This window comes from Brachybacterium nesterenkovii, assembly GCF_900163655.1.
GTDB lineage: Bacteria > Actinomycetota > Actinomycetes > Actinomycetales > Dermabacteraceae > Brachybacterium > Brachybacterium nesterenkovii.
The window spans coordinates 13953-39496 of sequence record NZ_FWFG01000001.1 but is presented as its reverse complement, the minus strand read 5'-3'; the positions used below and the strand labels follow the sequence as shown (position 1 = coordinate 39496).

Genomic DNA, 25544 nt, shown 5'->3' with positions numbered 1-25544 from the left:
CTCGATGGTCCAGACCTGCGTGGTTCACTTGATCCGGGCCGCGACGCGGTTCGTGGCCTACCAGGACCGCAAGAAGGTCGCCGCCGCGCTCAAGCCGATCTACACCGCCGCGAGCGAGGACTCGGCTTGGGCAGCGCTGGTCGAGTTCGAGACCTCCGAGCTGGGGCAGAAGTATCCCTCGACCGTGATGACCTGGAAGAACTCGTGGGATCGGTTCGTTCCTTTCCTCCAGTTCCCGCCGATGCTGAGGAAGGTCATCTACACGACCAACGCGATCGAGTCGTTGAACTACCAGCTGCGGAAGGTCACGAAGAACCGCGGACACTTCCCCTCGACGGACGCGGCCGTGAAGCTGCTCTGGCTCGCGATCTGCAACATCGAGGACAAGCGCGCCGCCGATCGAGCTCGAGACCGTGGCAAGCCCGCGAACGAGCGGAAGGCCCAGGGCCGGCTCGTCGAGGGCCAGGTCGTCACGAACTGGAAGCAAGCCCTCGCCCAACTCGCCGCCGCCTACCCCGACCGGATCACCCCCTACCTATGAGCACCCCGCTTACACAGACAAATTGACAGGCCCTAGGCAATCGGTTGGGTTGCACCCAACCAAACGGATGCCGTTAATCATCATATACGCGCGACAAGACCGTCAACGGCTACTACAAGGCCGAACTCATCCGCGGCCCCGCCCGCGCCGAGCAAGGGCCATGGAAGAGCGTCGATGACGTCGAACTCGCCACCTTGTCCTGGGTCCACTGGCACAACACCGAACGCCTCCACAGCTACCTCGGCAACCTGCCCCCGGCCGAGTTCGAGGAGGTCTACTACGCTTCCCGCCAGGACCCCCACGTCCTGATGGGAACCCACTGACCCGAGTCTCCATCAAACCCAGGGCGGTTCACCGCGGGGTGATCTACCCCTACTTCATTTTGGGCGGGCAGGCACTCCAAGCGCACCAGCTGCGAGCGCAAGGCCATGTTCGTGCCCGACATCGAAGCTGCCGTCGAGGACTACTACCGCAGCATCCAGATCGCCCCACACATCGTGAATGCGCTACGCGAACTCATCACTGCTGAGTTCGACCGTCTCCACGCGACGGCCCGCCACGAACGGCAGGGCTACCAGCAGGAGCGCGACGGACTCCTGGGCGAACGGAAGAAGCTGCTCGAGGCCCACTACGCGGGAGCGATCCCGCTGGACCTACTCGGCGAGGAGCAAGAACGCATCGCCCGACGCCTCGCGTTCCTTGAAGCACAGATCGAGGCCGGAGACATCGAGTACGAGCAAGCCCAGGCCCACATCGACGACTGCCCCGCGCTGGCTGGTGACTGCTACGCCATCTACACGAGCATCGACGACTCACTGCGGCGCATCGCTAACCAAGCCTTCTTCGACCGGCTCATCGTCCTGCCCGAAGACGGCGTCATCGGCGAGCCAGGGGAACCGTTCAACGCGTTGTTCAACGCCGAAGTCCAGACCCGCGCCGTCCACTACAAGGGGCGGACGGCGGAATCTGGACCTCAAACCGCCGATGTCGGCGGTTTGAACAACGACCTTCTGGTGGGCCCCGTGGGGATCGAACCCACGACCCGCGGATTAAAAGTCCGATGCTCTACCGACTGAGCTAGAGGCCCGTGCCCTCGCGGCCGGGCCAGTCTAGCCGTCTGAGCCCCAGCGCTCCGCGAGCTCGTCGAGGCGGTCGGCGAGAGCCTGGGCCATGTCGAAGGACTCATCGAGCAGCCAGCGGATCTGGTAGCCGTCCATGAGCGCGTAGAGCTCGGCGACGATCCGCTCGACGGGGGTGTCCTCGCGCAGGGTCCCCGCCGCGACCTCCTCGCGCACCTGCCGTTCGACCTCCTCGCGCAGGTCGATGTAGTGGTGGCGCATCCAGGGGTGCGCGGGATGCTCGGGGTGGGTGGCCTCCCCGGTCACGGCGACGAACACGCGCACCATCTGCTCGCGCTCCATATTGGCGCGGGCCAGCTCCACCATCGGGCGCAGGCACGCGAACGGCTGCCCCGGCTGCGCGGCGGCGTGCATCTCCGGGGAGCTGTGGTCGAGCTCGTCGCGGCGCTCGAGGACGGCCGCGAGCAGCTCCTCGCGGCTGGAGAAGTAGTGCGCCAGACCCGAGGGCGAGATCCCGGCGGCCTGGGCGACGGCGGCCATCGACATGGCGCCGTACCCGTTGGTGCCGATCACCTCGGTCGCGGCGTCGAGCACCTGGCGGCGGGTGGCCGCGGAGCTGGCACCGCGGGGCCGACCGCGCCCGCGACGCCCGGGGCGGGCGGTGGGTCGCGGTGCGCGGTCGGTCTCGGTCACGGTTCTGCTCTCCCGATGCTCAGCGGACGGATCTGATGAGCATAGTGATCGCGGCTCCGACCAGGGCGGAGACGGCGGCGACCACGAGCAGCGGCGTGAAGTCCGTGTTGTCGCCGAGCGTCCCCAGCAGCCAGGCGCCGACGGCGGGCGACAGCGACTGCGGCAGGGCGTTGGCGATGTTGAACACGCCCAGGTCCTTGCCGGAGTTCAGGCGGTCGGGCAGGACCTCGACCACGAGGGCCATGTCGACGGCGAAGTACATGCCGATCGCGAGTCCCATGAGGGCCTCGATCATGTAGAAGTGCTTGACGGTGGCGGCGTGGGCGAGCAGGTAGGTCGCGATCGCGAAGAGCACGCTCGACAGCGCGACGATCACCTTGCGGCGGTGCAGGAGGTCCGAGATCCAGCCGGCGGCGATGCCCGCGATCATCACGGTGACCGTGTAGATGGTCACGCCGATGGCGATGGCGTAGGCGCCCTCGTCCCCGCTGAGGCCGAGGTGACGAGTCATGTACATCGGTCGGAACGTCATGAAGAGGAATGACGCGAAGATGATGAGGAAGCGGCCCCACCAGGCGAGCCCGAAGTCCGGGAAGCGGATCGGGTTGGTCCAGAAGGAGGTGATGAACTCCCGGAAGTTGAACGGGTAGCGGTTCTCCTTGAGCACGGGCTCGGGGATCGTGAGCGCGTAGACCAGCACGAGCACGAGGCCCAGCACGGCGGGGACCATGAACAGCAGGAACATCGAGTGCATGAACCACGCGGACATCCAGGTGGCAAGCATGACCGCGACGTTCTGGGCGACGCCGATGAGGCCGGAGGTCTTGCCGTACTGCGTCTCGGGCAGCTGATCGGAGACGGAGGCGACGAGCGCAGCGAGAGCGAAGTTGCCGAAGCCCTGGGCGAAGAACCAGCCGAGCGCGAGGATCCACGTGGAGGTGCCCAGCGCGAGGATCAGGATCGAGGCGCGATGCCGAGGATCCCGATGACCAGCCAGGGGCGGCGGCGCCCGTAGCCAGAGGTGGTGCGGTCCGAGATGCGGCCGCCGAGCGCGTTGAAGATCAGCGCCGCGAGGGCGCCGAAGGGCATGATCGTGCCCAGCATGGCGGTCTGCTGCGCGGGGTCGCTCGTGAGGGCCTGGACCTTGAAGGCGATCGAGACGGTCGCCGGGCCCATGAGGACCACGAAGACGCCGAGCTCGCCGAGGCACAGGGCGGCGATGAATCACCACGGCCGCGGAGCCTCGGGCCGCTGGCCCAGGTAGGGGATGGGGAGCTTGGGCCCCAGGATGTTCGGACTCCCCCCTCCGCGCTGATCGTGGGATCAGGAGCGGGGGCAGGGGCAGGGAACGGGGTGGTCGAGCTCATCGTCTGACTCCTTCGTCAGTGCTCGGCGCCGGTCGCCGTGGGGCAATAATCGTATGCCGCCACTATTTAGCGCAAGAGGTCTCGGCGAGCAGATCCGAACGCCCAGGTCAGCGCCCCGACCCGCCGAAGTCCGCGGCGCCAGCGGATCTGTCCCGCTGACGCCGCGGCCGTCATGCACGTCTCGCTCGCCCTGCCGCGCACCCTATGCGCGCGGCTCAGGCCCCCTGTTTCGCCTTCCCGCGCCCCACGATCAACAGCACGATGCCGACGAGCAGGAGCAGCGCGCCGAGCATCCCGCCGCCGACGCCGAGGAAGATCCCGCCGATGCCGCCGAGCATCCCGCCCACGGAGATCGGGGGCGCGGCGAGCACCTCGGAGGTGCCGGCGCACGTGACGATGTACTCGCCGTCGGCCGTGGCCGTGAAGCCGTCGAAGGACGTCCAGCTGCTGCCGTCCTGGGAGATCGTGCTGGTCTGCGAGGGCCCGGGGCCCACCTGGTCGGACGGGCTCACATCGCAGCTGCTCGTCATCGCGCCCTCGCGCGCGTACAGCTGGATCTCATCGCCCGCCGAGAGCTGCAGCGTCGTCGACCCCGTGAACGGCGTCGAGTCCTCGGCTGTCCCCATCGCGCCCTGGAAGCTCATCCAGGCGAGGATCGTCCCCGCGACGATGCTCAGCAGGAGGATCACCGCACCCAGGATCGCGAGGATCTTCCCCCATCTGCACATACCCGCCCCCGGTGCGCTGGCCGTGGTCCTCGCCGTCATCGTCTCCCCCTCATCGTCGGGCCCGGCTACGATCGTCCGTGCCGCCGGTCACACTCTACGATGCGCCGTCGGCGCTGGTGCCTGCCCCGAGGGCTCGTCGCCCTCTCCGCCTCCGTAGACTCCCGGCATGACGGAGCGCCTGGTCCTCGCCGCCCCCGCCGACGCGGAGCTGGTGGAGAAGAAGTCGCGCTTCCTGGCCCGTCTCGAACCGGTCGCGGGCGTCGCCGCGGCGGACGCGGTGATCCACGCGGCCCGCCGCGCCGCTCCGTCGGCACGCCACCACTGCAGCGCGATGGTCATCGAGTCGGGCCCTGCCCCCATCACCCGCAGCAACGACGACGGGGAGCCGGCCGGGACCGCGGGCATGCCGATGCTGATCGCCCTGCAGGGGTCGCATCTGGTGGACGTCGTCGCCGTCGTCACCCGCCACTTCGGCGGCATCAAGCTGGGAACCGGCGGTTTGGCCCGCGCCTACGGCGATGCGGTCACCGCGGCGATCGCCGAGGCCCGCCTGCTGCGACGCACCGCGATGGCCGTGCTCATCGCGCGGGCCGGGCACGCTGAGGCGGGCGCGTCCGAGCACGTACTGCGCCAGGTGCTCGCCGCCCACGGCGGGACGGTCGAGGCCCCCGTCTACGGCGGCAGCGGCGTCGAGCTGACGGGTCTCGTCCCGCCCGAGGAGCTCGATGCGGTGCTGGCCGAGCTCGCGGCGGCGAGCGCCGGGGCCCTCGACGTGACCGCCCACGGCACGCGCACGGTCGACGTGGCGCTCTGACCGGACGGACTGCGGGAACCGACTGCGGGAACGCGGAAGCGCCGCCTCCCCTGCGGGGAGACGGCGCTTCGATGCTCACGCGGCACGAGGCCGCGGAGACGACGTGTCAGGCGCGGTTCGAGCGGCCCGCGACGAGGCCGTAGACGACCATGACGATGATGGCACCGATGACGGCGAGCACGATCGTGCCGATGCTCCACGGGTTGGACATGATGCCGGAGATCCCGGCGCCGCCGAAGAGGCCGCCGAGGAAGCCGCCGACGATCGCGCCGATGATGCCGAGGATGATGGTCGAGCCGAGGCCCATGGCCTGCTTGCCCGGCATGAGGGCACGGGCCACGAGCCCGATGATGGCGCCGATGATGATCCAGGAAATGATGGCCCAGAGGATGCCCATTGTCGATCACTCCTTGCTGAAGGGGGGAAGGGGACTGGAATCAGTCCGTCGCATAGCTTCCTACCACAGCGCTTATGAGCACCAATAGAGCTGACCGGGTGGTCGAGACATGCCCCTCACCTGCCGGATCGGCCTGGGAAGCGCGGCGCCCGCCCCTCCATGGCGGCGGAACGGGCGCTGGGCGAGGACGGAAACCATGCCGGGGAAACCGTGCTGCGGGAAACCTCTGCGGCCGGATCAGAAGTCCCAGTCGTCGTCCTCGGTCTCGACGGCCTTGCCCATCACATAGCTCGATCCCGAGCCCGAGAAGAAGTCGTGGTTCTCATCGGCATTCGGGGAGAGCGAGGCGAGGATCGCCGGATTCACATCGGTGAGCTCCGGCGGGTAGAGCGCGTCGTACCCGAGGTTCATGAGCGCCTTGTTGGCGTTGTAGCGCAGGAACATCTTGACGTCCTCGGTCCAGCCCACCGGGTCGTACAGATCCTCCGTGTACTCCTCCTCGTTGTCGTACAGGTCCTCGAGGAGGGAGAACGTGTAGTCGCGCATCTCGGCGCGGCGCTCCGGGGAGGCCTTTTCCATCGCCTTCTGGAACTTGTAGCCGATGTAGTAGCCGTGCACGGCCTCGTCGCGGATGATCAGGCGGATCACGTCGGCGGTGTTGGTCAGCTCGCCGTGGCTGGACCAGTACATCGGCAGGTAGAAGCCCGAGTAGAACAGGAAGGACTCGAGTAGCGTCGAGGCCACTTTGCGCTTCTCCGGGTCATCGCCCTGGTAGTAGCTCATGATGATCTGCGCCTTCTTCTGTAGCGGCCCGTTGTGCTCGCTCCAGCGGAAGGCTTCGTCGATCTGCTTGGTCGAGCAGAGCGTCGAGAAGATCGACGAGTACGACTTCGCGTGCACCGACTCCATGAAGGCGATGTTGGTGTACACGGCCTCCTCGTGCGGGGTGATCGCGTCGGGGATCAGCGAGACGGCACCGACGGTGCCCTGCACGGTGTCCAGCAGCGTCAGGCCCGTGAACACGCGCATGGTCAGCGTCTGCTCGAGCTCGTTCAGGCGGCCCCAGGAGGGGATGTCGTTGGACACCGGCACCTTCTCGGGGAGCCAGAAGTTCCCGGTCAGACGATCCCAGACCTCATCGTCCTTGGGGTCGGTGACGCGGTTCCAGTTAATGGCCTGGACCGTGTGCTTCAGGTGGTCGGAATTCACCGCTGCCTCGTGTTCCTGCTCGGGGGTGGGTCGCCCGGCCAGTCTAGCCAGGAGGGATCTGAGCGCCCTGGGCCCCGCACCCGGGGGACGGGCGCATGGGCAGTGCTCCCCATGGCCCCCGCGGCGGAACCGATCTAGCCTCGCCGCAGAAGCCCGATCTCGCCGAGGAGACCCATGTCCCCACCCGCCCTGGACTCCGCGCCGCGCATCGCCGCGCTCCCCGGCCCCTCCCGCCTCGTCCGCATCTCCGAGGGCACCTGGCAGGACCTGCGTCATCGCCTGTCCCCTGCCGACTCCCCGGCCGCCGACGTGCCCGATCCCCGCAACATCGCCGAGCTCGAGCGGACGGGCCTGCTCGTCGACGGCGACATCGAGCCCCACTGGCGCGCGGCGCTGTCCGCGGCCCTCGCGAGCCCCGTGAGCGTGCGCCTCGTATGCGTCGACCGGGACCGCGCCTGGACCTCGGACCTCCTCGTGGCCGGTGAGCTGGTGGTGGTCCTCGACCAGGTGCGCGAGGTGTCCTCGGACGACGACAGCATGCGCCTGGGCCGCCGCTCGAGCGCCGTCCTCCTCGGGCTCACGACCCTCGAGTGGATCAGCGCGACCGTCGAGGCGCTGGTGCCCCAGCATCCGGCGTTCGTGCCCGCCCTGGCGGACTCCGCCGCGGCAGGCTCTCCCCCGCCTCCGAGCACCGGGCCGCTCGCGGGCGACAACCCGATGGACCTCACCGGGAACGCCGCGCAGGCAGGCCCCAACGGCTGGTCGGCCGGCTCCGAGGCGACGCAAGACGCGATCCGGTAGCTGTTCGAGTCCCAGATCGTCCCCCGGGCACGCCGATCATGCTGAGCGGGCACTCGCAGGGCGGGATGATCGCCGAGAGCCCCATCTCGAACCCGGAGTTCATGGCGCAGTACAACGTCACGAACGTCGTGACCTACGGCTCCCCCGTCGACAACTACAGCGCGGATCCGAGCGTCCGCCAGCTCAACATCCAGCACGCCAACGACGCGGTGCCGCTGATCGATCTCGAGGGCGCCTACGCGGCGCCGCGCCCGACCCTCCCCTTCATCACTCCCGTGGCGAATCTCGGGGAGGTCGCCGCCAACCTCAACATCGGCTCCGGGAACACCACCACCGCGACGCTCCCGCCGCCGGGCGACCCGTTCGACATCAGCGGCGCCCACGACGGCAGCGCCTATCAGAGCAGCGTGCAGCAGCAGCAGCTGCAGGACCCGGCCTCCCAGATCTCGCAGTGGAGCTCGAACCCCTCCCTGGCACCGTTCCTCACCTCGGACCCGAGCGCCGTCACGCAGTACACCTCCCAGGTCCACCGTGAGAACTGAGAGCATGGACGCTGCGCCGCGATCGCGGTGGGTCATCGGACGACGGGAGGCGCTCATGGGCGGGCTGATCGCCTGGCTCGCGGGCTGCGCCCCCCGCCGTCAGCGGATCGACACCGAGGCCGTGCAGGCCGAGCTCCAGGCGGCCGCCGACGGCTGCGCCGGCTACGTAAAGGGCCGGGTCCAGGTGCAGGACAGCGGGCAGGTGGGCACCGTGATCGGCGGTGTCCTGACCGTCACCGGGACCGGTCGCGAGGAGGTCGCCGCGGCGTTCTCCGAGGTGCTCGAGGCGATCACGGCGCGCTGGATCGCGATGGACGATGCCCCGGTCGCCGACGTGCGCGTCGAGGCGCGGAGCACCGCGGATCCCTCGCTCGCGCTCACGACCGCGGAGGCGGTGGCGGCGGGAGGCGGCGCGACCGTCACCACGGACGACCTGCGCGAGCGCTTCGGCCTGTAGCGGCGCCCACGGCGCCCCTCAGCGCGAGGAGACCTCGACCCCGAGCCGCCGGCCCGCCGCCCGAGCCGCCTCGACCGCGGCATCGAAGCGGGCCGGCCAGTCCGCGACGGCGTCCAGCTGCGCGGCGAAGGCCGCGGGGGCCCCGTCGGGGCGGGCGCGCTGCAGCACGAGCGCGGAGGCGCCGGCCGCGCCGAGCATCTCGAGCACGGCGGGGATCTGCTCGATGAGCGCGGGGGTGACGGTCATCCGCAGCTCGTGGTCGATGCCGGCATCGAGCAGCAGGCGCAGCGAGCGCTCCGCATTCTCCCAGGCATGCCCGCGCCCGACGATCGCGTCGTACCCGGGGGCCGAGGCCTTGACGTCGAAGCCGACCCAGTCCAGCAGTCCCTCGTCCAGCAGGGCCCGCAGGCGCTCGGGGAAGGCTCCCCCGGTGTGCAGGCCCACGGCGAAACCCAGCTCCCGGACGCGCCGGGCGGCGGGGAGGACGGCGTGCTGCATCGTCGCCTCTCCCCCGCTGAGGACGACGCCGTCCAGGAGTCCGCGACGGCGTGCCAGGAGGGCCTCGACCCGCTCCCACGGGACCTCGCCGGGCGTGCGGGGGTCGAGGATCGCGGTGTTGTGGCAGTAGCCGCAGCGCCACGGGCAGCCCTGGCAGAACAGCGTCGCGACCAGGCGGCCGGGCCAGTCGACGGTCGACAGCGGCACGAGCCCCGCGATCTGCAGATCTGCGGCGCCGATGCCGAGGCCAGCCCCGACATCGGCCCCGCAGGCGACGGGCATCGTCACGCGGGCGCGCCCTGCAGGCGCACCGGGACGTCGGGGCCGTCGATGAGGCCGCCGACGCGCTCATCGGCCGCGTCCTCGGTGAAGAAGCGGCGCTCGAGGTACTCGCCCTTCTTGCCGATGTTGAACGAGGAGACGGGACGGTGGTACCCCATCACGCGGGTCCAGACCTCGCAGGCCTCCCCGCAGGTGGTGCACGCGAAGTGCTCGCCCGCGAGGTAGCCGTGGGTCGGGCAGATCGAGAACGTGGGCGTGACCGTGAGGTAGGGCAGGCGGAAGGTCGACAGGGCGCGGCGCACCAGTTCGCGGCAGGCGTGCGCCGAGCTCATCTGCTCGTTCATGTACAGGTGCAGCACGGTGCCGCCGGTGTACTTGGCCTGCAGTTCGTCCTGCAGCTCGAGGGCCTCGAAGGGGTCCTCGGTCGCGCCGACGGGCAGCTGCGAGGAGTTCGTGTAGTACGGGTTGTGCTCGGTGCCGGCCTGCAGGATCCCCGGGAAGCGGGAGCGGTCCTCCTTGGCGAAGCGGTAGGTGGCGCCCTCGGCGGGCGTGGCCTCGAGGTTGAACATGTGGCCGGTGCGCTCCTGGAACTCGACCATCTTCTCGCGCACGTGGTCGAGGATCCCCTCGCACATCTCGCGGCCCTCGGCATCCATGAGCGTGAGACGGTCGCCCGTGACGTTGCGGAGCATCTCGTTCATCCCGTTGACGCCCAGCGTGGAGAAGTGGTTGTCGAGCGTGCCCATGTAGCGCTTGGTGTAGGGGTAGAGCCCGCCGTCGATGAGGCCCTGGACGGTGGCGCGGCGCTGCTCGAGGATCTCGGCCCCGAGCTCGAGATACCGGTCGAGCTCGGCCACGAGCGCGTCCTCGTCCCCGGCGAACCGATACCCCAGGCGCGCCATGTTGACGGTCACCACGCCGATCGAGCCGGTGAGCTCGGCCGAGCCGAACAAACCGTTGCCGCGCTTGAGCAGCTCGCGCATGTCCAGCTGCAGGCGGCAGCACATGGAGCGGATCATCCCGGGGTCGAGGTCGGAGTTGATGAAGTTCTGGAAGTAGGGCAGGCCGTACTTGGCGGTCATCGCGAACAGGCGCTCGGCGTTGGGGCTGTCCCAGTCGAAGTCGGCGGTGATGTTGTAGGTGGGGATCGGGAAGGTGAACACGCGCCCGTCGGCGTCGCCCGCGGTCATCACCTCGATGTAGGCGCGGTTGATCATCTCCATCTCCGCGGCGAGGTCGCCGTAGGTGAAGTCGCACAGCTCGCCGCCGATGAGCGGGTGCTGCACCGCGAGGTCCGCCGGGCAGGTCCAGTCGAAGGTGAGGTTGGTGAAGGGGCACTGGCTGCCCCAGCGGCTGGGGACGTTGAGGTTGTGGATGAGCTCCTGCATGCTCTGCAGCACCTGGTCGTAGGTGAGGGAGTTCAGGCGCACGAACGGCGCCATGTAGGTGTCGAAGGAGCTGAAGGCCTGCGCGCCGGCCCACTCGTTCTGCAGCGTGCCCAGGAAGTTCACGATCTGCCCGCAGGCGGAGGAGAAGTGCTGGGCGGGTCCGGCGGCGATCGCGCCGGGGACGCCGTTGAAGCCCTCCTCGAGCAGCTGGCGCAGCGACCAGCCGGCGCAGTAGCCCGAGAGCATGTCGAGGTCGTGGATATGGATGTCGCCCTCGCGGTGCGCGCGCCCGGCCTCGTCGCTGAACACCTCGTCGAGCCAGTAGTTGGCGATCATCTTGCCCGCGGCGTTGAGGACCAGGCCGCCGACGGAGTAGCCCTGATTGGCGTTGGCGTTGACGCGCCAGTCCGCGCGCGAGACGTACTCGGAGACGGTGGCGACGGGATCGACGAGGGTGCGGGACATGTTGTGCTCTCTCCTGGTTCTTCGCGGGCACGCCCCGCGCAACGGACACCACCGTAGGACGACGACCGCCCGACACCACTACATCTGGTGTCCGCGACACGCCGAACACACAAGATGTTGTGGTTTTCTGACGGAGTGTCCGGGACGTTGGTCCCGAGAGCGAGGTCGCGTGCGCAACCCCCTCCCCCTGCCGCTCGATGCACAGAGCCCCTTGCACCCGGACGGGGCGCGAGGGGCTCGCGAGCGGCACGGCGCGACGCCGTGCTCGAAGGGGATCAGAACGCCGAGGCCACCGCCCACAGGACGAGCGACAGGAGGAAGCCGAGGACGGCCATCGCTCCCTGGATCAGCGTCCACGAGGCCAGCGTCTGCTTCATCGACAGCCCGAAGAACCGGCTCACCAGCCAGAAGCCCGAGTCGTTGACGTGGGAGAAGCCGACGGATCCGGCCGACATCGCCATGACGAGGGCGACCACCTGCATCGCGTTGTAGTCGCCCGCGGAGACCACGCCCGCCATGAGCGAGGCGGCCGTCGTGAGCGCCACGGTCGCCGAGCCCTGCGCGAGGCGCACGATCTGCGCGATGAGGAAGGCCGCGACGATGACGGGCAGGCCCACATCGGCGAGAGACTCGGCGACGGCGTCGCCGATGCCCGTCGCGCGCAGCACCCCACCGAACATGCCGCCGGCGCCGGTGACGAGCACGACCGAGCAGATGGGGCCGAGCGCCGAGTCCGCGAGCTTCTCGACCAGGGTGCCGGGCTTGCCCGCACCCCAGCCGAGCACGAGCATCGACACGAGCACCGTGATGAGCAGGGCGATGGGCGTCTCCCCGAGGGCGCGCAGGATCGCGACCCACGGCGTGGCCTTGAAGGCATCGGGGTCATCCTTGGTGGCGGCCAGCATGTTCAGACCGGTGTTCATGAGGATCAGCACGAGCGGCAGCAGCAGCATCGCGACGATCGTGGACACCTTGGGACTGGACTCGAAACCGGTCTCCTCGCGCTCGTCGCCCATGATCGTGGGGACGGGCACGCGGATGTGCTCGCCGTAGATGCGGCCGGCGAGCGGGGCGACGACGGCCCAGATGATGACGGCGAAGACGAGGCCGGTGACGAGGGTCAGGCCCACGTCGGCGCCCACGGTGGCCGAGGCGGCGACCGGCCCGGGGTGCGGCGGGGAGAAGATGTGCATCGCCGAGAACGCGATCGCGCTCGGGAAGGCGATGGACAGGAACGACGCACCGGTGCGGCGGGCGACCGCGTAGATCATCGGCAGCATCACGACCAGGCCCGCGTCGAAGAAGATCGGGAAGCCCATGAGCAGGCTCGCAACCGACAGGCCGATGCCGGCGCGCTTCTCGCCGAACGCAGCGATCATGCGCGTGGCGAGCACCTCGGCACCGCCGGACGCCTCGATCATGCGACCGAGCATGGCACCGAGCGCGACCAGCAGCATGACGTTGCCGAGCGTGGGGTTGAAGCCGAAGCCGAGGGCCTCGACGAGGCGGTCCGGCGGGATGCCCGCGGCCAGCGCGGTGCCGAGCGACGTGATCATGAGGGCCAGGAAGGCATGCACCTTCAGCGCCATGATGAGGACGAGGAGGACTGCGACGGCGGCGACGGCGAGCAGGAGCAGCCCGCCCGTGCCGAGGTCCCAGTTCAGGACGAGATCTTCCATCGAGATCCTTCGGGGATGAGGATGCGCCGCGGCGATGCGGCGACGGCCCATCCAAGCAGATATCGGTACGGTTGCGCCGATATGCCCCCGGACCGGTCACGGCGCGGCGCCGGTCGCCTATTCTGCAGACCCTGGTCGCCGGGCCCGTCGGAGGCCCAGGCCCGTCGAACGCATAGCCCCGTCGGGCGCACAGTCCCGTCGGGCGCACAGTCCCGTCGGTCGCATAGCCCCGTCGGGCGCACAGTCCCGGCGGGCGGCGCATCCCCTATTCCGCACTCCGAGGAGCCCCATGGCGCAGTCACGGCCCGTCGCCCGCCTGGACGACGGCACGACGGGGCGCTCCCTGACGTTCCCGCGCGCCCGGGCCGTGATCCTGGCGCGCTCCCCCGATGAGGTGCCGGACGCTCTCGCCGCCGCAGAGGCCGCGGCGCGCAGCGGGGCCTGGTGACGGGCGACCTGCTCGCCGCGCAGCGCGCGCTGGTCGCGGCCCAGCGGGGCACATGCAGCGCCTTTATCGACGCCGGGGACCGCACGATCCTGTCGGCGAGCCCCGAGCGCTTCGTGACCTGGCGCGACGGCGTCCTGACGACGACCCCGATGAAGGGCACCGCACCGCGCTCGACGGACCCCGCCGAGGACGCCCGCCTGCGCGCGGCCCTGCTGGCGAGTCCGAAGGAACGGGCGGAGAACGTGATGATCGTCGACCTCCTGCGCAACGACCTGTCGCGGGTGTGCGTGGACGGCTCCGTGCGCGTGGAGCGCCTGCTGGAGTGCGAGTCGTATCCAACGGTGCATCAGGTGACGTCGACGATCTCATGCACGCCGCGCTCCGACCTCACGCTCGCGGGCATGCTCGGGGCCCTGTTCCCCTGCGGGTCGATCACGGGGGCGCCGAAGCTGTCGACGATGCAGGTGATCGCTGCCCTCGAGGACTCGCCGCGCGATGTGTACTGCGGGGCGATCGGCGTGCTCGCACCGGGCGAGGAGATGGACGCGAGCTTCTCGGTGGCGATCCGCACCCCGGTGGTCGATCACGCCGACGGCAGCGCGGTCTACGGCGTGGGCGGCGGCATCACCTGGGACTCCGATGCCGCGGCGGAGCTCGAGGAGGTGCGGGTGAAGTCGCGGGTGCTCGAGGCGCTGACGGAGAGCGCCCCATGACGTCGCGCGCGATGCGCGGGCGGGTGCTCACGCCCTCCGTCGACCTGCTGGAGACCCTGGCCGTGCGCGGCGGCTGCGCTCAGCACTTCGATCTGCACCTCGAGCGCCTCATGCGGTCGGCCCGTGAGCTGTCGCGGCCCGTGGATGCTCGGGCGATCCGGCGCGAGGTGCACGCCCTCGCAGACGCCCTCCCCTCTCCGACCCTGCTGCGCATCCGTGTGCGCTCCGACGGGGAGGCGCTGCCCGAGCCGCGGCCGCTCACCGAGAGGGGCGGCCCCGTGCGTCTGGCGATCGACGATCCCGCCTCCGGCGGCGTGCCGATCGACCCGGCCGATCCGCGCGTGCGGCACAAGACGTCCGACCGCGCCCACCTGGAGGCGGCGCGGGCGCGGCACCGCGGGGCGGACGATGTCGTGCTCGTGAACGCTGACGGCCACGTCGCGGAGACCACCGTCGCGAACCTGCTGGTCCTGCTCGACGGCGCCTGGGTGACGCCGCCGCTCGCGGACGGGCTGCTGGCGGGCGTCGGTCGGCGCCTTGCGATCGAGCACGACGGCGTCCTCGAGCGCTCGCTCAGCGTGGCCGACCTCCGTCGTGCCGCGGCGATCGAGCTCGTGAGCTCGGCCCGGGGGCGCAGGCCCGCGACGCTGAGCTGATCGCGGCGTCGCAGGCGCGCATCTGACGCATTCGCCGATTCCGTCATCTCCCGAGGTAGGGTGGTCGCATGCCCGACTCCCCGACCGCGCCCTCGCAGCCGTCACGCGGGACGGCGGCCTGCCGCGCGCCCAGCCCGCGCTATCGGCGGCGCATCGAGGATGCGCGGGTGCGCGCGGATCTGCGCATTCTCGGCCTGTTCGTCGGCGTCTACTGCGGCGGCAGGCACAGGGATCTGGCTCGTGAGCCCCACCGCTCCCCCGCCGTCGACGCCGACGTCTACGGTCGCCGCGTGCCGGTGCTGTGCCAGGACTGCTCGCAGCATCTGGAGTACGGCGAGGCGCGCCGCGTGTTCTGCACCCTGGATCCCAAGCCGTTCTGCGCGCACTGCCCCGTGCACTGCTTCAAGGACTCCGAGCGGCAGTGGAACCGCACGATGATGCGCTACTCGGGCCGCCGCTCCCTCACCCGCGGCTTCGCCCGCGAGGGCGCACGGCACTTCGCCGGCAGCGTCGGAATCCGGGTGCGCGCACTGGGCCGCCGCCTGGACACCGCCCTTCGCCGCGCCTAATCTCTCGGGCGCGGCCCGGCCGGATGCGCGACGGGGCGGGCGCACCCTTCTCGGATGCCCGCCCCGTCGGCGGCTCACGGCCCCTCGTGGGGGCCTCAGGCGCGCGTCACAGCATGCAGCTGACGCAGCCCTCGACCTCGGTGCCCTCGATCGCCATCTGGCGCAGGCGGATGTAGTACAGGGTCTTGATGCCCTTGCGCCAGGCGTGGATCTGCGCCTTGTTGACGTCGCGCGTGGTCGCGGTGTCCGGGAAGAACAGCGTCAGCGACAGGCCCTGGTCCACGTGCTTGGTGGCCTCGGCGTAGGTGTCGATGATCTTCTCGTAGCCGATCTCGTACGCGTCCTCGTAGAACTCGAGGTTGTCGTTGGTCATGTAGGGGGCCGGGTAGTAGACGCGCCCGATCTTCCCCTCCTTGCGGATCTCGATCTTGGAGACGATCGGGTGGATCGAGCTCGTCGAGTTGTTGATGTAGGAGATGGAGCCGGTGGGCGGCACGGCCTGGAGGTAGGCGTTGTACATGCCGTGCTCCATGACGTCCGCGCGCAGCTGCTTCCAGTCCTCCTGCGTGGGCAGGTGGACGGTGGAGGCGGCGAACAGCTCGCGCACGCGCTCGGTCCGCGGCTCCCAGACCTCGTCGATGTACTTGTCGAAGTACTCGCCGGTGCCGTACTTGGACTCCCGGAAGTCGGCGAAGGTCTCGCCGCGCTCCTTGGCGATCGTCATCGAGGCGCGGATGGCCTCGTACGCGACCGCGTAGAAGTACATGTTCGTGAAGTCCAGGCCCTCCTCGGAGCCGTAGTGCACGCGCTCGCGGGCGAGGTAGCCGTGGAGGTTCATCTGCCCCAGGCCGATCGCGTGGGACTTGCGGTTGCCCTCGGCGATCGTGGGCACGGACTCGATGTCGGAGTGGTCCGAGACGCTCGTGAGCGCGCGGATCGACGTCTCGATGGTGCGAGAGAAGTCGGGCGAGTCCATCGCCTTGGCGATGTTCAGCGAGCCGAGGTTGCAGGAGATGTCGCGGCCCATCTGCGCGTAGGAGAGGTCCACGTTCATCTCGCTGGGGGTGGCGATCTGCAGGATCTCCGAGCACAGGTTCGAGTGGGTGACCTTGCCCGGGATCGGGTTGGCCCGGTTCACGGTGTCCTCGAACATGATGTACGGGTAGCCGGACTCGAACTGGATCTCCGCGAGCGTCTGGAAGAACTCGCGGGCGCGGATCTTCTTCTTCGCGATCCGGGAGTCGTCGACCATCTCGTGGTACTTCTCCGAGACGTCGATGTCCGCGAACGGCTTGCCGTACACGCGCTCCACGTCGTACGGGGAGAACAGGTACATCGGCTCGTTGTTGCGGGCCAGCTCGAAGGTGATGTCGGGGATCACGACGCCCAGCGAGAGGGTCTTGATGCGGATCTTCTCGTCGGCGTTCTCGCGCTTGGTGTCGAGGAAGCGCAGGATGTCCGGGTGGTGGGCGTGGAGGTACACCGCGCCGGCGCCCTGTCGGGCCCCGAGCTGGTTGGCGTAGGAGAAGGAGTCCTCGAGCAGCTTCATGACGGGGATGACGCCGCTGGACTGGTTCTCGATCTGCTTGATCGGGGCGCCGTACTCGCGCAGGTTCGAGAGCAGCAGGGCCACGCCGCCGCCGCGCTTGGACAGCTGCAGGGCGGAGTTGATGGAGCGGCCGATGGACTCCATGTTGTCCTCGATGCGCAGCAGGAAGCACGAGACGAGCTCTCCGCGCTGCTTCTTGCCGGCGTTGAGGAAGGTGGGGGTCGCCGGCTGGAAGCGCCCGTCGAGGACCTCGTCGACGATCTGCTCGGCGAGCGTCGTGTCGCCGTCGGCGAGGGTGAGGGCCACGGAGCACACGCGGTCCTCGAAGCGCTCCAGGTAGCGCTTTCCGTCGAACGTCTTGAGCGTGTACGAGGTGTAGTACTTGAAGGCGCCCAGGAAGGTCGGGAAGCGGAACTTCTTGGCGTAGGCGCGCTTGAACAGCCCCTTGATGAACGCGAAGTCGTACTTGTCGAGGACCTCGGCCTCGTAGTACTCGTTCTCGACGAGGTAGTCGAGCTTCTCCTTGAGCGTGTGGAAGAAGACGGTGTTCTGATTGACGTGCTGGAGGAAGTACTCGCGGGCGGCGAGACGATCCTTGTCGAACTGGATCTTCCCGTCGGGCCCGTAGAGGTTCAGCATCGCGTTGAGCGCGTGGTAGTCGAGCTTCTTGCCGTGCTCGTGGCCGGGCATCTCCGTCAGTGTCGCCAAAACTCTTCCAATCCGTTCTTGACCTTCTGCACGTCACGCGGGGTGCCGAGCAGTTCGAACCTGTACATGTGGGGGACGCGGCACTTCGCGGCGACGATGTCGCCCGCGATGCAGTAGGCCTCGCCGAAGTTGGTGTTCCCGGCGCTGATGACGCCGCGGATGCGAGAGCGGTTGCGCTCGTCGTTCAGGAATCGGACGACCTGCTTGGGGACGGCCCCGCCCTCGTTGCCCCCGCCGTAGGTGGGGACCACGAGCACGAACTCCTCGTCCATGACGAGGGGCTCCTCCGTGCGCCGGAGGGGGATCCGCTGGGCCGGCAGCTCGAGCTTCTCGACGAAGCGCTGCGTGTTCCCGGACGCCGAGGAGAAGTAGACGAGGGTTCCCACGTCGCTGCCTCCTGGTTCGATCCACCGATGGTCGGCGCCCGATGCCGGACGCCGGGGCGCCGGCCCCGCCCGGCGTGCGGGACGGGGCCGGCGAGCGCGGCCGCAGGCTGCGAGTCCTCGAGCCGCAGGCTGCGAGTCCTCGAGCCGCAGGGGTCAGGCCGCAGAGCCTTGGCCGCAGGGCTCGGGCCGCAGAGCCTGTCGCCGCGGGGTCTCAGACGGCGCGGCGTGCGGCGGCGCCCGCACCGGCCGCGACGAGGGCCTTGATCTTGTCGGGGCGGAAGCCCGCCCAGTGGTCGTCACCGGTGATGACGACGGGCGCCTGCATGTAGCCCAGCGCCTTGACCTTCGCGAGGGCCTCCGCGTCCTCCGTGACGTCGACGACGTCGTACGCGACGCCCGCCTTGTTCAGAGCGCGCTTGGTGGCATCGCACTGGACGCACAGGGGCTTCGAGTACACGGTGATGTCCATGGGGAGGGCATGCCTTTCACGAGGGTGCCCGGGCGCGCAGTGCGGCCCGGAGGAACGTCCGACGGGGTCGTGGGCGGGGGCCGTGGAGGAGTGCCCGGTCCGTGCGGCGCCCCTCAAGGGGACCGCCTGATCGTCACGGGCATCCATCGGCTGACCCGGCCCCACAGACACTACACCTAGTGGCCGACGGGATGGGCCACCACTAGATGTGCTGAACTACACCGTTGTTGTCCACATCGCGTGTGGGGACGTTGTGGACGGCTGAGGACGGCCGCCAAGGCCCGTGCCCCCGCGCACGTCACCGCGGTGGACGACGGTGTGGAAAGGCCCGCGGAGCTCCCCTCCGCGGTGGACGGAAAGGGCTCCGCGGGCCTCGCGGAATCGCTCGGATCCCTCCGCGGATCCGGCGTGTCGTCGGCGTGTCGCGCTCGGCGGGATCGGGCGCGGGCGCTCAGGCGCGCTCGGCGCTGTCGGCGTCGTGGGGATCGGCGGGGCGAGCGGCATCGACGGTCGGACGCTCGGCGGGCGGCACGGCGGCGCTCCAGGCATCGGCCTCCCCGGCGGGGGTCTCCGCAGGCGCGTCCGGGGCGGATTCGGCGGAGGGAGCAGGATCGTCCGCGGGTGCGACTGCGGGGGCCGTCTCCCCCGCCGACGGCTCGGCCCCGGACTCCGCTGCCGCGATCGGCGCCGCGCCCACGCCTGCTGCCGGGGCAGGCTCCGGCTCCGGCGCGGGCTGGGTCTCCGGCACGGGCTGGGTCTCCGGCTCCGGCTCCGGCTCCGGTGCAGGATCGATGTCGCGCCCGTCCTGAGCGACGATGCGCGCGAGCAAGTCGCGCAGCAGCGCGATGCGCCGCAGCTCCTCCGCCGCCCCGAGACGGATCTCGCCCTTGCCAGTGACGACCGCATGGAAGTCCTCCCACATGGCCTCCGCGGAGCCCGTCGCGCCCTCGACGCGCGTCTCCTGCACGGCCCCCGCGTCGCGCTCGCGCAGCGAAAGGACGGCCCGGCGGTCGTGGAACGACGGGGCGGGCAGGTCCAGCACGAAGCGGCGCCGCGCCGAGGTCAGGGTGATCGTCTCGACGTGCTCGGGCGCGAAGGGCAGGTAGTGCCAGGACAGGCGCACGGGGGCATCGCCCTCGAGCCGTCCCGTGACCTCGATCGAGCCCGGGATCACCCCGGCGGGCCACTGCCGCACCGCCTCGATCCGGTCGAGGGGCCCGTACAGATCCTCCAGCAGGGCGATCTGGTGGGCGATGCCCGTCAGGATCCCCTTGACGTACAGGTCGCGGTCGCGCTGCAGCGCGCCGGTGCCGCTGCCCGCCTCGACGGCGGCCTGCAGGGCCTCGCGGCGCTGCGTGCGCAGGTCGCCCGGCAGGTCGTAGGCGGAGACGGTCACGTGCGCGGCGCCGAACAGCGGCTGGGCCGCCGGCATGAGCACCTCGTGCTCGAGCATCCGCAGATCCCGCCGGGGCAGGCGCCCGGGCAGGCCGGTCGCGAGCGCCTCGTGCGCCTGCGGGTAGGCCATCATCACCAGGCGGCGGCCGGTCATCCGCTCGAAGTCGGCCACGCGGGCGATCTCCTCGGCGGAGAAGCCCAGCGGAGGCTCCACGAGCACGGGGATGCCGCGCCGGATGATCGCCAGCACGTCCTCGACGTGCAGGCCGTCGGTCGACAGCACGACGGCGTCGATCTCCAGGGTGCGCGCGCGGACGGCGGCGACGAGGTCGGCGACGGTCTCGAAGCGGCGCTCGGCGGGGACGCCCCACACGTCGGAGGCCTCGCGGCGGCGGCGCTCGGAGATGTCGACGAGAGCGGCGATCGCGAAGCGGTCCCAGCGGCGGCGCAGGACGGGCAGGTGGACGGCCTGGGCCATCGTCCCGGCGCCCACGACGGCGATCTTCACGGGGGTGGGCATGGGATTCTCCTCCAGACGGGACGGCGATGCGCGCGGGCTCCGCCGCGGGCGCACCGGATGCTCAGAGCTGCGGTGCGGGGCGGCGCACGGCCGTGGTGCCGCTGTTGTACCACACGGGGGCGGAGGCGCCGTCGGCGTGCACGAGCACGTGCATGCCCTCCGGGACGACCACCTCGCCCTCCTCGCAGTCCCAGCGGATCTCGATGTCCCCGCGCGGATGCGGGAGGTCCAGGCCGATGGCCTCGAGCGGCAGCGAGGGCGTGCGCACATGGACGCGGTCGCCGTCGACGGTCATGCCGCTGACGGCGCCGACGAGCTCGGTCAGCACGACGGGCGGCACGTCGTCGCCCTCCCGGTGGGCGTCGACCACCTCGCGCCCGGCGCCCGCCCGCAGCAGGGCCGCGCGCACGAGGCCCTCCGGATCCGCGGCATGGCCCTCCTCGAGGACGGGCCGCAGCGCGAGCAGGGCGAAGGGGAGATCGTCGGCGTCGACGAGCCCGGACAGCACGGCCATCGCCGTGGCCCGCGGCGTCGAGGCGGCGTCCCCGCGGGCCTCGAGCCAGGTGCCGCGGCCGCCGCTCGCGCGCCCGGCGCGCAGGGTCTCCCGCGCCTGCTCGCGCAGGGAGCGGGCGGCGAGCGCGAAGGGCTCGGTGTCGCTGCCGCCGCGGCGGGCCAGGCGTCCCAGCGCCTCGATCGCCTCGAGGGCCGCGGCCGCGGTGGTCATGCGCTCGGCGGGCGAGGGGCCCTGCTCGACCCGCGCGGCCAGGCGCTCCCAGATCCCGGCGATCACGCGGGCGGCGCGGCGCGGCGGCGCGCCGGCGGCCGCCTGGTCGGCGACCCAGGCGGGCAGGGCGTAGGTGTGCTCGTCGAGGTCGGCGCGCGGCCCGTCCGGGGCGATCGCATCGACCACCATGCCCACGTCCACGGAGCGGGCAGTGGCGAGGAATGCGTCCAGCGCCCGCTCGGAGCGCCAGGTGTCGGCCCCGACGAGGAGAGCCGCCCGGGCGGTGCGGGCGATCTGCGCCAGCAGCGGCGGCCCCGCCTCGCCGCGGTACTGCTCCTGGCAGCGGGCGTGCAGGGAGGCCAGCGCGTCGGACAGCAGCAGCGAGACCCGCTCGTCGGAGAGGTCCACGCCCAGCGGCCGCGGCAGCACCCCGGTGCGCACCGGCAGCTCGACGCCCTCGGTGTCGAGGTCCGGGGCCCCGTGCACGTGCAGCCAGCGGCCCGTCATGGTGCCGTGCGCCTCGAGCACGGCGGCCTGCCCGCGGGTGTCGATCCGCACGTCGCCCCCGCGGGGCGGCGTGCCCGGCACCGGGCCGGCCCACAGCGTCACGGGACGCCGCGCTCCGTCCGGCAGGGCCAGCAGCGGGCGGATGCACACCGTCTCCCCGAGGTCGAGGCACTGCACGCCGCCGGGCGCCATCACGTGGTCGCGGATCTCGACCTCGTACTCCTCGACGAGCGGGGGCGCGATCACGATCGGCGGGTGGACCAGGGAGGGGTGGCGTCCGCGGTCGACGGCGGGCGTCCAGGTGCGCTCGGCATCGGTGTGCATCGCCCCGAACGCGGTCCAGCGGAGGTCGTCGCGCGGGCCCAGGCCGCTGCCGGAGGCCGGCGCTTCGTGCAGCTCGAGCATCCGCAGGGCCGGGTCCTCGCGCGGGGCGAAGGCGATCGGGCCCGGCGCGGTCCACCACGCGCCGTCGCTGCCGACCACGAGGGTCTCCGTCGCGGTGCCGGGTCCGGGAGCGCCGCGCTCGACGTCCAGAACCAGCGCGGCGAGGACCGCGGGTCCGCCCTCGACGGCCGGGCGACCGGCGCGGTCATCGACGTGGATCAGCGCGAGCGACACGTGGTCGGCGCGGGCTCCGCCCGGCAGCAGCAGCTCGGTCACGTCCTCGACGGCACCTGCCGCAGCGGCGGGCCCCAGGGCGCGCACCGCGCAGACCTCCCGGTCGTCGACGTACGCCGTCACGTCACCGGTCGAGGCCACCAGCAGGCGCGCCCGCCCGATGCGCGCCTCCCCCAGACCGTCCCGCGACGCCAGCAACGGGACGAGGTCGATGTCGCGGCGCAGCAGCCAGGATCCGGGGCCGTCGGCACCCGGGGCGGAGATCCACGAGGCCCTCATCTGGGCGGCGAGCACCGTCGGGTCGTCGGCGTCGTGGGTGGCCTCCATGCGTCGCTGCGCCTCCTCCGCTCCTGCCGCGGTTCACGTGCCCGCGCGCACCCGAGAGGCTACCGCGAAGTGCCCTGGATGGCGCACCGAGCAGGCGGGCGGCATAGGATCCGGTCAGGTCGACCCCCAGGAGGCTCCGCATGACCGTCGTCGTCGGATTTATCCCCACCCCGGTGGGGTTCGCGGCCCTCGATGCGGCGCTCGCCGAGGCGCGGCGCCGGGGCGGGCCGCTCATCGTCGTCAACGCCGTCCGGGACGAGGACGCCGACGACGTCCGCCACGCGCGCCCCGATCAGCTCGAGATCGCCCGCGAGCGCCTCCGCGGCGCCCCCGTCCGCGTCGACGTGCGCCAGGTGCACGCCGAGAAGGATGCGGCCGACGCCCTCATCGCCGCGGCCGCCGAGGAGCGCGCCGAGCTGGTGGTGGTGGGCATCCGCCGTGAGCGCGAGGTCGCACGCCACATCCTGGGCACCACGGCCCATCGCCTGCTGATCGACGCCCCCTGCGACGTCCTCGTCGTCTGAGGCGCCGCGCCGCGCACGACGGAGCCCGTTTTCTCCACCGGGAGAGGACGGGCTCCGTCGTCCAGCCGCCCGTGCGCGATCGCGCCCGGGCGGCGCGGATCGGCGTCAGGCGCCGGCGTGCGTGTCCGTCTCGGGCAGCGTCGCGTCCGGCGTGCCCTCCTTCGGATCGCCGCCGGGGACCTGATCGCCGACGGCCTCGCGGTAGGCCTTCTCGATGCGCTCGCCGACCTCCTGGTCGATGTTGCGCCAGTACTCGAAGACCCGCGACAGGACGGGCTCCTCGACGTCGGGGATCAGCGAGCCGCTCACGGTCTCGATGAGGCGCTCGCGCTCCTCCTCCGAGTACACGTCGCGGACCAGGGTGTGGGCCTGGCCGAAGTCGTCGTCCTCGGCGTGGAGGGTGTAGGCGGCGCGGACCATCGTGCCGTCGGCCTCCCAGCCGTTGTCGACCTCGCCCGCCAGCTCCGTGCCCTGGTAGGCGCGCCCGTAGGAGTTGGGCGCGTACACCGGCGCGTTCCCGGTGTGGTGGTACTGCATCTGCCCCTCCTTGTCGTAGGAGTTGGTGGGCACGACGGGGGCGTTGACCGGGAGCTGGTCGAAGTTGGTGCCGATGCGGTTGCGCTGCGCGTCCGGGTAGGAGAACACGCGGCCCAGCAGCATCTTGTCGGGCGAGACGTTGACGCCCGGGACCATGTTCGAGGGCGAGAACGCGGCCTGCTCGATCTGCGCGAAGTGGTTGGACGGGTTCTGCGTCAGCGTGAAGCGGCCGACCTCGATGAGCGGGTAGTCCTTGTGGGACCACGTCTTGGTGAGGTCGAAGGGGTTGAAGCGGTACGTCTTGGCGTCCTCGTACGGCATGACCTGCACCGACAGGGTCCACGACGGGAACTCGCCGCGCTCGATCGCGTCGAACAGGTCGCGGCGGTGGTAGTCCGCGTCCTCCCCGGCGAGCTTCCCGGCCTCCTCGTTGGTCAGGTTCTTCACGCCCTGATCGCTGTGGAAGTGCCACTGGGTCCAGAACTTCTCGCCGGCCTCATTGATGAACATGTAGGTGTGCGAGGAGTAGCCGTTCATGTGGCGCCAGGACGCGGGGAGGCCGCGGTCGCCCATGAGGTAGGAGAGCTGGTGGGCGCTCTCCGGGGACAGGGTCCAGAAGTCCCACTGCATGTTGTTGCTGCGCAGCCCGGAGTCCGGCAGGCGCTTCTGGGAGTGGATGAAGTCGGGGAACTTCATGGGGTCGCGGACGAAGAAGATCGGCGTGTTGTTGCCGACCATGTCGAAGTTGCCGTCCTGCGTGTAGAACTTCAGCGAGAAGCCGCGGACGTCGCGCCAGGTGTCGGGCGAGCCGAGCTCGCCGGCGACGGTCGAGAAGCGCGCGAGCATCGGCGTCTTCGTCCCGGGCTGGAGGAACTTCGCCTTGGTGTACTGCGAGATGTCCTGCGTGACCTCGAACTCGCCGAAGGCGCCGGAGCCCTTGGCGTGGGGGCTGCGCTCCGGGACGCGCTCGCGGTCGAAGCGCGCGAGCTTCTGCACGAGGGCGACGTCGTGCAGCAGGAGGGGGCCGTCGGGGCCGATGGACAGCGAGTGCGCATCGGACTCGCGGGGGGCGCCCTCCGCGGTGGTCGAGGGCTTGGAGGGATCGAAACCGGGGTGCTGTGAGTCCTGCTTCTGAGCCATGAGATGGTCCTTTCCGAGAAGGGGCGAACGGGGTGGACGGGGACCGGACGTCAGACGACGTGCGGGGGCTGGGTGGGTGCGCAGTCGGCGCACAGGCCGCGGAAGACGACATCGGCCTCCTCGAGCGCGAAGCCGCGCGCGGGGTCGAGGTCCATGCACGGGGCGTGGCCGAGGGCGCACGGGACGTCCTCGATGCGGCCGCAGGAGCGGCAGATGAGGTGGTGGTGGTTGTCGTGGCGGGCCAGCTCGTAGCGGGATCGCCGCTCGTCGACGGTCACGCGGCGCACGAGTCCCGCCTCGGTGAGCGCGGCCAGCACGTCGTAGACGGCCTGACGGGAGACGGCGCCAAGGCGATCGCGGACGCCCTGGGCGAGGGTCTCGGCATCGGCGTGCTGGTTCTCGGCGATCACGGTGAGGGTCGCGAGGCGCGGTGCGGTCACGCGCAGCCCGGCGGAGCGCAGCGAGGTCTCGGCATCCTCCGGGGACAGGAGGCCCGCCCCGGAGTCGAGGACTGCATCATGACGCTGCGTCAGCATGCCCCGACCATACGCCACTGTTCTGGACCGAGTCCAGGAAATGATCAGGTCGGGATGCGGCCGACGATCGCGGCGGCGATGATCTCCGCGCTGCGAGCGGCCCCGTCCTCGGACGCATGCTCCCGCGCGACCTCGCGCGCGGCCCGCCGCACCGCGTCGACGTGCAGCAGTCCATGCAGGGCGCGGCGCACACCGTGGCGGGGGTGCGCGACCCGGGCCCGGGAGACGGCGATCGCGTTCCCGCGCCGCGCGCTGAACTGCACGTTCCATCGCTGCTC

27 protein-coding genes, 1 tRNA gene and 1 pseudogene are annotated in these 25544 nt (G+C 70.8%); 11 read left to right on the top strand and 18 right to left on the bottom strand.

What is annotated here, in order from left to right; genetic code table 11:
• Both FM110_RS00210 and FM110_RS00205 read left to right on the top strand, forming a co-directional pair.
• The coding region (locus FM110_RS00210; RefSeq protein WP_200810127.1) for a transposase at window positions 1–541 on the top strand (541 nt) is incomplete at its 5' end.
• 95 nt (window positions 542–636) lie between these two features.
• A pseudogene (locus FM110_RS00205) lies at window positions 637–864 on the top strand (integrase core domain-containing protein); the annotation flags it as partial.
• Between the two features lie 688 nt (window positions 865–1552).
• Here FM110_RS00205 and FM110_RS00200 read toward each other — a convergent pair.
• The 5 genes from FM110_RS00200 to FM110_RS00185 form a co-directional block, all read right to left on the bottom strand.
• Window positions 1553–1628 (bottom strand) — tRNA-Lys (locus FM110_RS00200).
• 22 nt (window positions 1629–1650) lie between these two features.
• Window positions 1651–2313: a TetR/AcrR family transcriptional regulator gene (locus FM110_RS00195; RefSeq protein WP_087101519.1), complete on the bottom strand. Its 663-nt coding sequence runs from the start codon at window positions 2311–2313 to the stop codon at window positions 1651–1653.
• A 19-nt stretch (window positions 2314–2332) separates the two neighbouring features.
• A complete protein-coding gene (locus FM110_RS14005; RefSeq protein ID WP_234991792.1) occupies window positions 2333–3241 on the bottom strand; it encodes an MFS transporter in 909 nt (302 codons plus the stop codon).
• Between the two features lie 26 nt (window positions 3242–3267).
• The gene (locus tag FM110_RS14000; RefSeq protein WP_159457929.1) at window positions 3268–3489 is read right to left on the bottom strand and encodes an MFS transporter; all 222 of its coding nucleotides are present in this window, start codon (window positions 3487–3489) and stop codon (window positions 3268–3270) included.
• A 406-nt stretch (window positions 3490–3895) separates the two neighbouring features.
• Entirely contained in the window at window positions 3896–4408 is a 513-nt protein-coding gene (locus FM110_RS00185; protein WP_087101516.1) for a hypothetical protein, read from the bottom strand.
• Between the two features lie 166 nt (window positions 4409–4574).
• On the opposite strand from FM110_RS00185, the gene FM110_RS00180 reads away from it, so the two are divergent.
• Window positions 4575–5222: an IMPACT family protein gene (locus FM110_RS00180; RefSeq protein WP_087101514.1), complete on the top strand. Its 648-nt coding sequence runs from the start codon at window positions 4575–4577 to the stop codon at window positions 5220–5222.
• A gap of 106 nt (window positions 5223–5328) precedes the next feature.
• Here FM110_RS00180 and FM110_RS00175 read toward each other — a convergent pair whose 3' ends face one another.
• Both FM110_RS00175 and nrdF read right to left on the bottom strand, forming a co-directional pair.
• Window positions 5329–5619 (bottom strand): GlsB/YeaQ/YmgE family stress response membrane protein, encoded by a 291-nt coding sequence (locus FM110_RS00175; protein ID WP_087101512.1) that lies wholly within the window; start codon window positions 5617–5619, stop codon window positions 5329–5331.
• A 237-nt stretch (window positions 5620–5856) separates the two neighbouring features.
• On the bottom strand, window positions 5857–6828 hold the full coding sequence (gene nrdF, locus FM110_RS00170) for a class 1b ribonucleoside-diphosphate reductase subunit beta (protein ID WP_087101511.1): 972 nt from the start codon (window positions 6826–6828) through the stop codon (window positions 5857–5859).
• A gap of 174 nt (window positions 6829–7002) precedes the next feature.
• Between nrdF and FM110_RS00165 the strand changes: the two genes are divergently transcribed.
• The 3 genes from FM110_RS00165 to FM110_RS00155 all read left to right on the top strand — a co-directional run bounded on the left by FM110_RS00165 (window position 7003) and on the right by FM110_RS00155 (window position 8628).
• Window positions 7003–7629, top strand: a complete 627-nt coding sequence (locus FM110_RS00165; protein ID WP_087101509.1) for a hypothetical protein — start codon at window positions 7003–7005, stop codon at window positions 7627–7629.
• Window positions 7630–7694: 65 nt separating this feature from the next.
• Window positions 7695–8171, top strand: coding sequence for a hypothetical protein (locus tag FM110_RS00160; protein ID WP_143276182.1), 477 nt, complete (start codon window positions 7695–7697; stop codon window positions 8169–8171).
• A 4-nt stretch (window positions 8172–8175) separates the two neighbouring features.
• Window positions 8176–8628: a hypothetical protein gene (locus FM110_RS00155; protein ID WP_143276181.1), complete on the top strand. Its 453-nt coding sequence runs from the start codon at window positions 8176–8178 to the stop codon at window positions 8626–8628.
• A gap of 18 nt (window positions 8629–8646) precedes the next feature.
• Here FM110_RS00155 and FM110_RS00150 read toward each other — a convergent pair whose 3' ends face one another.
• The 3 genes from FM110_RS00150 to FM110_RS00140 form a co-directional block, all read right to left on the bottom strand.
• Complete coding sequence (locus FM110_RS00150) at window positions 8647–9408, bottom strand: anaerobic ribonucleoside-triphosphate reductase activating protein (RefSeq protein WP_087101504.1); 762 nt, start codon at window positions 9406–9408, stop codon at window positions 8647–8649.
• Between the two features lie 2 nt (window positions 9409–9410).
• The gene (locus FM110_RS00145) at window positions 9411–11303 is read right to left on the bottom strand and encodes a ribonucleoside triphosphate reductase (RefSeq protein ID WP_268802177.1); all 1893 of its coding nucleotides are present in this window, start codon (window positions 11301–11303) and stop codon (window positions 9411–9413) included.
• Window positions 11304–11536: 233 nt separating this feature from the next.
• The gene (locus FM110_RS00140; RefSeq protein ID WP_087101500.1) at window positions 11537–12940 is read right to left on the bottom strand and encodes a GntP family permease; all 1404 of its coding nucleotides are present in this window, start codon (window positions 12938–12940) and stop codon (window positions 11537–11539) included.
• 289 nt (window positions 12941–13229) lie between these two features.
• Between FM110_RS00140 and FM110_RS13995 the strand changes: the two genes are divergently transcribed.
• The 4 genes from FM110_RS13995 (at window position 13230) to FM110_RS00130 (ending at window position 15326) form a co-directional block, all read left to right on the top strand.
• Window positions 13230–13388 carry a hypothetical protein gene (locus tag FM110_RS13995; protein WP_159457928.1) on the top strand — a complete coding sequence of 53 codons (159 nt, stop codon included), beginning with the start codon at window positions 13230–13232 and terminating at the stop codon, window positions 13386–13388.
• A complete protein-coding gene (locus tag FM110_RS13990; protein ID WP_159457927.1) occupies window positions 13385–14101 on the top strand; it encodes an anthranilate synthase component I family protein in 717 nt (238 codons plus the stop codon). Before FM110_RS13995 ends, FM110_RS13990 begins: the two co-directional genes overlap by 4 nt.
• A complete protein-coding gene (locus tag FM110_RS13985) occupies window positions 14098–14757 on the top strand; it encodes an aminotransferase class IV (protein WP_159457926.1) in 660 nt (219 codons plus the stop codon). Before FM110_RS13990 ends, FM110_RS13985 begins: the two co-directional genes overlap by 4 nt.
• Window positions 14758–14825: 68 nt before the next feature.
• Window positions 14826–15326 carry a nitrous oxide-stimulated promoter family protein gene (locus FM110_RS00130; protein ID WP_087101498.1) on the top strand — a complete coding sequence of 167 codons (501 nt, stop codon included), beginning with the start codon at window positions 14826–14828 and terminating at the stop codon, window positions 15324–15326.
• Between the two features lie 106 nt (window positions 15327–15432).
• Here FM110_RS00130 and nrdE read toward each other — a convergent pair whose 3' ends face one another.
• The 5 genes from nrdE to FM110_RS00105 form a co-directional block, all read right to left on the bottom strand.
• Window positions 15433–17565: a class 1b ribonucleoside-diphosphate reductase subunit alpha gene (nrdE, locus tag FM110_RS00125; protein ID WP_087101496.1), complete on the bottom strand. Its 2133-nt coding sequence runs from the start codon at window positions 17563–17565 to the stop codon at window positions 15433–15435.
• Window positions 17566–17570: 5 nt separating this feature from the next.
• Complete coding sequence (nrdI, locus tag FM110_RS00120) at window positions 17571–17969, bottom strand: class Ib ribonucleoside-diphosphate reductase assembly flavoprotein NrdI (RefSeq protein WP_087101494.1); 399 nt, start codon at window positions 17967–17969, stop codon at window positions 17571–17573.
• A 211-nt stretch (window positions 17970–18180) separates the two neighbouring features.
• Entirely contained in the window at window positions 18181–18438 is a 258-nt protein-coding gene (nrdH, locus tag FM110_RS00115) for a glutaredoxin-like protein NrdH (RefSeq protein ID WP_159457925.1), read from the bottom strand.
• Between the two features lie 451 nt (window positions 18439–18889).
• Window positions 18890–20353, bottom strand: coding sequence for a Gfo/Idh/MocA family oxidoreductase (locus tag FM110_RS00110; protein WP_087101492.1), 1464 nt, complete (start codon window positions 20351–20353; stop codon window positions 18890–18892).
• A gap of 61 nt (window positions 20354–20414) precedes the next feature.
• A complete protein-coding gene (locus FM110_RS00105; RefSeq protein WP_087101490.1) occupies window positions 20415–22529 on the bottom strand; it encodes a hypothetical protein in 2115 nt (704 codons plus the stop codon).
• A gap of 140 nt (window positions 22530–22669) precedes the next feature.
• Between FM110_RS00105 and FM110_RS00100 the strand changes: the two genes are divergently transcribed.
• Window positions 22670–23053 carry a universal stress protein gene (locus FM110_RS00100; RefSeq protein ID WP_087101488.1) on the top strand — a complete coding sequence of 128 codons (384 nt, stop codon included), beginning with the start codon at window positions 22670–22672 and terminating at the stop codon, window positions 23051–23053.
• Window positions 23054–23158: 105 nt separating this feature from the next.
• On the opposite strand, the gene FM110_RS00095 is transcribed toward FM110_RS00100, so the two are convergent.
• Genes FM110_RS00095 through FM110_RS00085 form a run of 3 tightly spaced genes read right to left on the bottom strand, consistent with a single transcriptional unit; the run spans window position 23159 to window position 25529 of the window.
• Window positions 23159–24730: a catalase gene (locus FM110_RS00095; RefSeq protein ID WP_087101486.1), complete on the bottom strand. Its 1572-nt coding sequence runs from the start codon at window positions 24728–24730 to the stop codon at window positions 23159–23161.
• Window positions 24731–24780: 50 nt separating this feature from the next.
• Window positions 24781–25266, bottom strand: a complete 486-nt coding sequence (locus FM110_RS00090; protein ID WP_087101484.1) for a Fur family transcriptional regulator — start codon at window positions 25264–25266, stop codon at window positions 24781–24783.
• Window positions 25267–25310: 44 nt separating this feature from the next.
• Window positions 25311–25529 (bottom strand): hypothetical protein, encoded by a 219-nt coding sequence (locus tag FM110_RS00085; protein WP_143276180.1) that lies wholly within the window; start codon window positions 25527–25529, stop codon window positions 25311–25313.
• Window positions 25530–25544 lie beyond the last annotated feature (15 nt).

Bases quoted from the DNA above. Each gene is read 5' to 3' on its own strand.
- FM110_RS00155 (WP_143276181.1), top strand. From the start codon at position 8,176: ATGGACGCTGCGCCGCGATCGCGGTGGGTCATCGGACGACGGGAGGCG.
- FM110_RS00185 (WP_087101516.1), bottom strand. From the start codon at position 4,408: ATGTGCAGATGGGGGAAGATCCTCGCGATCCTGGGTGCGGTGATCCTC.
- FM110_RS00165 (WP_087101509.1), top strand. From the start codon at position 7,003: ATGTCCCCACCCGCCCTGGACTCCGCGCCGCGCATCGCCGCGCTCCCC.
- FM110_RS00105 (WP_087101490.1), bottom strand. From the start codon at position 22,529: ATGGAGGCCACCCACGACGCCGACGACCCGACGGTGCTCGCCGCCCAG.
- nrdE (WP_087101496.1), bottom strand. From the start codon at position 17,565: ATGCCCGGCCACGAGCACGGCAAGAAGCTCGACTACCACGCGCTCAAC.
- FM110_RS00140 (WP_087101500.1), bottom strand. From the start codon at position 12,940: ATGGAAGATCTCGTCCTGAACTGGGACCTCGGCACGGGCGGGCTGCTC.
- FM110_RS00160 (WP_143276182.1), top strand. From the start codon at position 7,695: ATGATCGCCGAGAGCCCCATCTCGAACCCGGAGTTCATGGCGCAGTAC.
- FM110_RS13985 (WP_159457926.1), top strand. From the start codon at position 14,098: ATGACGTCGCGCGCGATGCGCGGGCGGGTGCTCACGCCCTCCGTCGAC.
- FM110_RS14000 (WP_159457929.1), bottom strand. From the start codon at position 3,489: ATGGGCCCGGCGACCGTCTCGATCGCCTTCAAGGTCCAGGCCCTCACG.
- FM110_RS00130 (WP_087101498.1), top strand. From the start codon at position 14,826: ATGCCCGACTCCCCGACCGCGCCCTCGCAGCCGTCACGCGGGACGGCG.
- FM110_RS00095 (WP_087101486.1), bottom strand. From the start codon at position 24,730: ATGGCTCAGAAGCAGGACTCACAGCACCCCGGTTTCGATCCCTCCAAG.
- FM110_RS00100 (WP_087101488.1), top strand. From the start codon at position 22,670: ATGACCGTCGTCGTCGGATTTATCCCCACCCCGGTGGGGTTCGCGGCC.
- FM110_RS13995 (WP_159457928.1), top strand. From the start codon at position 13,230: ATGGCGCAGTCACGGCCCGTCGCCCGCCTGGACGACGGCACGACGGGG.
- FM110_RS00150 (WP_087101504.1), bottom strand. From the start codon at position 9,408: ATGCCCGTCGCCTGCGGGGCCGATGTCGGGGCTGGCCTCGGCATCGGC.
- FM110_RS00090 (WP_087101484.1), bottom strand. From the start codon at position 25,266: ATGCTGACGCAGCGTCATGATGCAGTCCTCGACTCCGGGGCGGGCCTC.
- nrdH (WP_159457925.1), bottom strand. From the start codon at position 18,438: ATGGACATCACCGTGTACTCGAAGCCCCTGTGCGTCCAGTGCGATGCC.
- FM110_RS00175 (WP_087101512.1), bottom strand. From the start codon at position 5,619: ATGGGCATCCTCTGGGCCATCATTTCCTGGATCATCATCGGCGCCATC.
- FM110_RS00180 (WP_087101514.1), top strand. From the start codon at position 4,575: ATGACGGAGCGCCTGGTCCTCGCCGCCCCCGCCGACGCGGAGCTGGTG.
- FM110_RS00110 (WP_087101492.1), bottom strand. From the start codon at position 20,353: ATGCCCACCCCCGTGAAGATCGCCGTCGTGGGCGCCGGGACGATGGCC.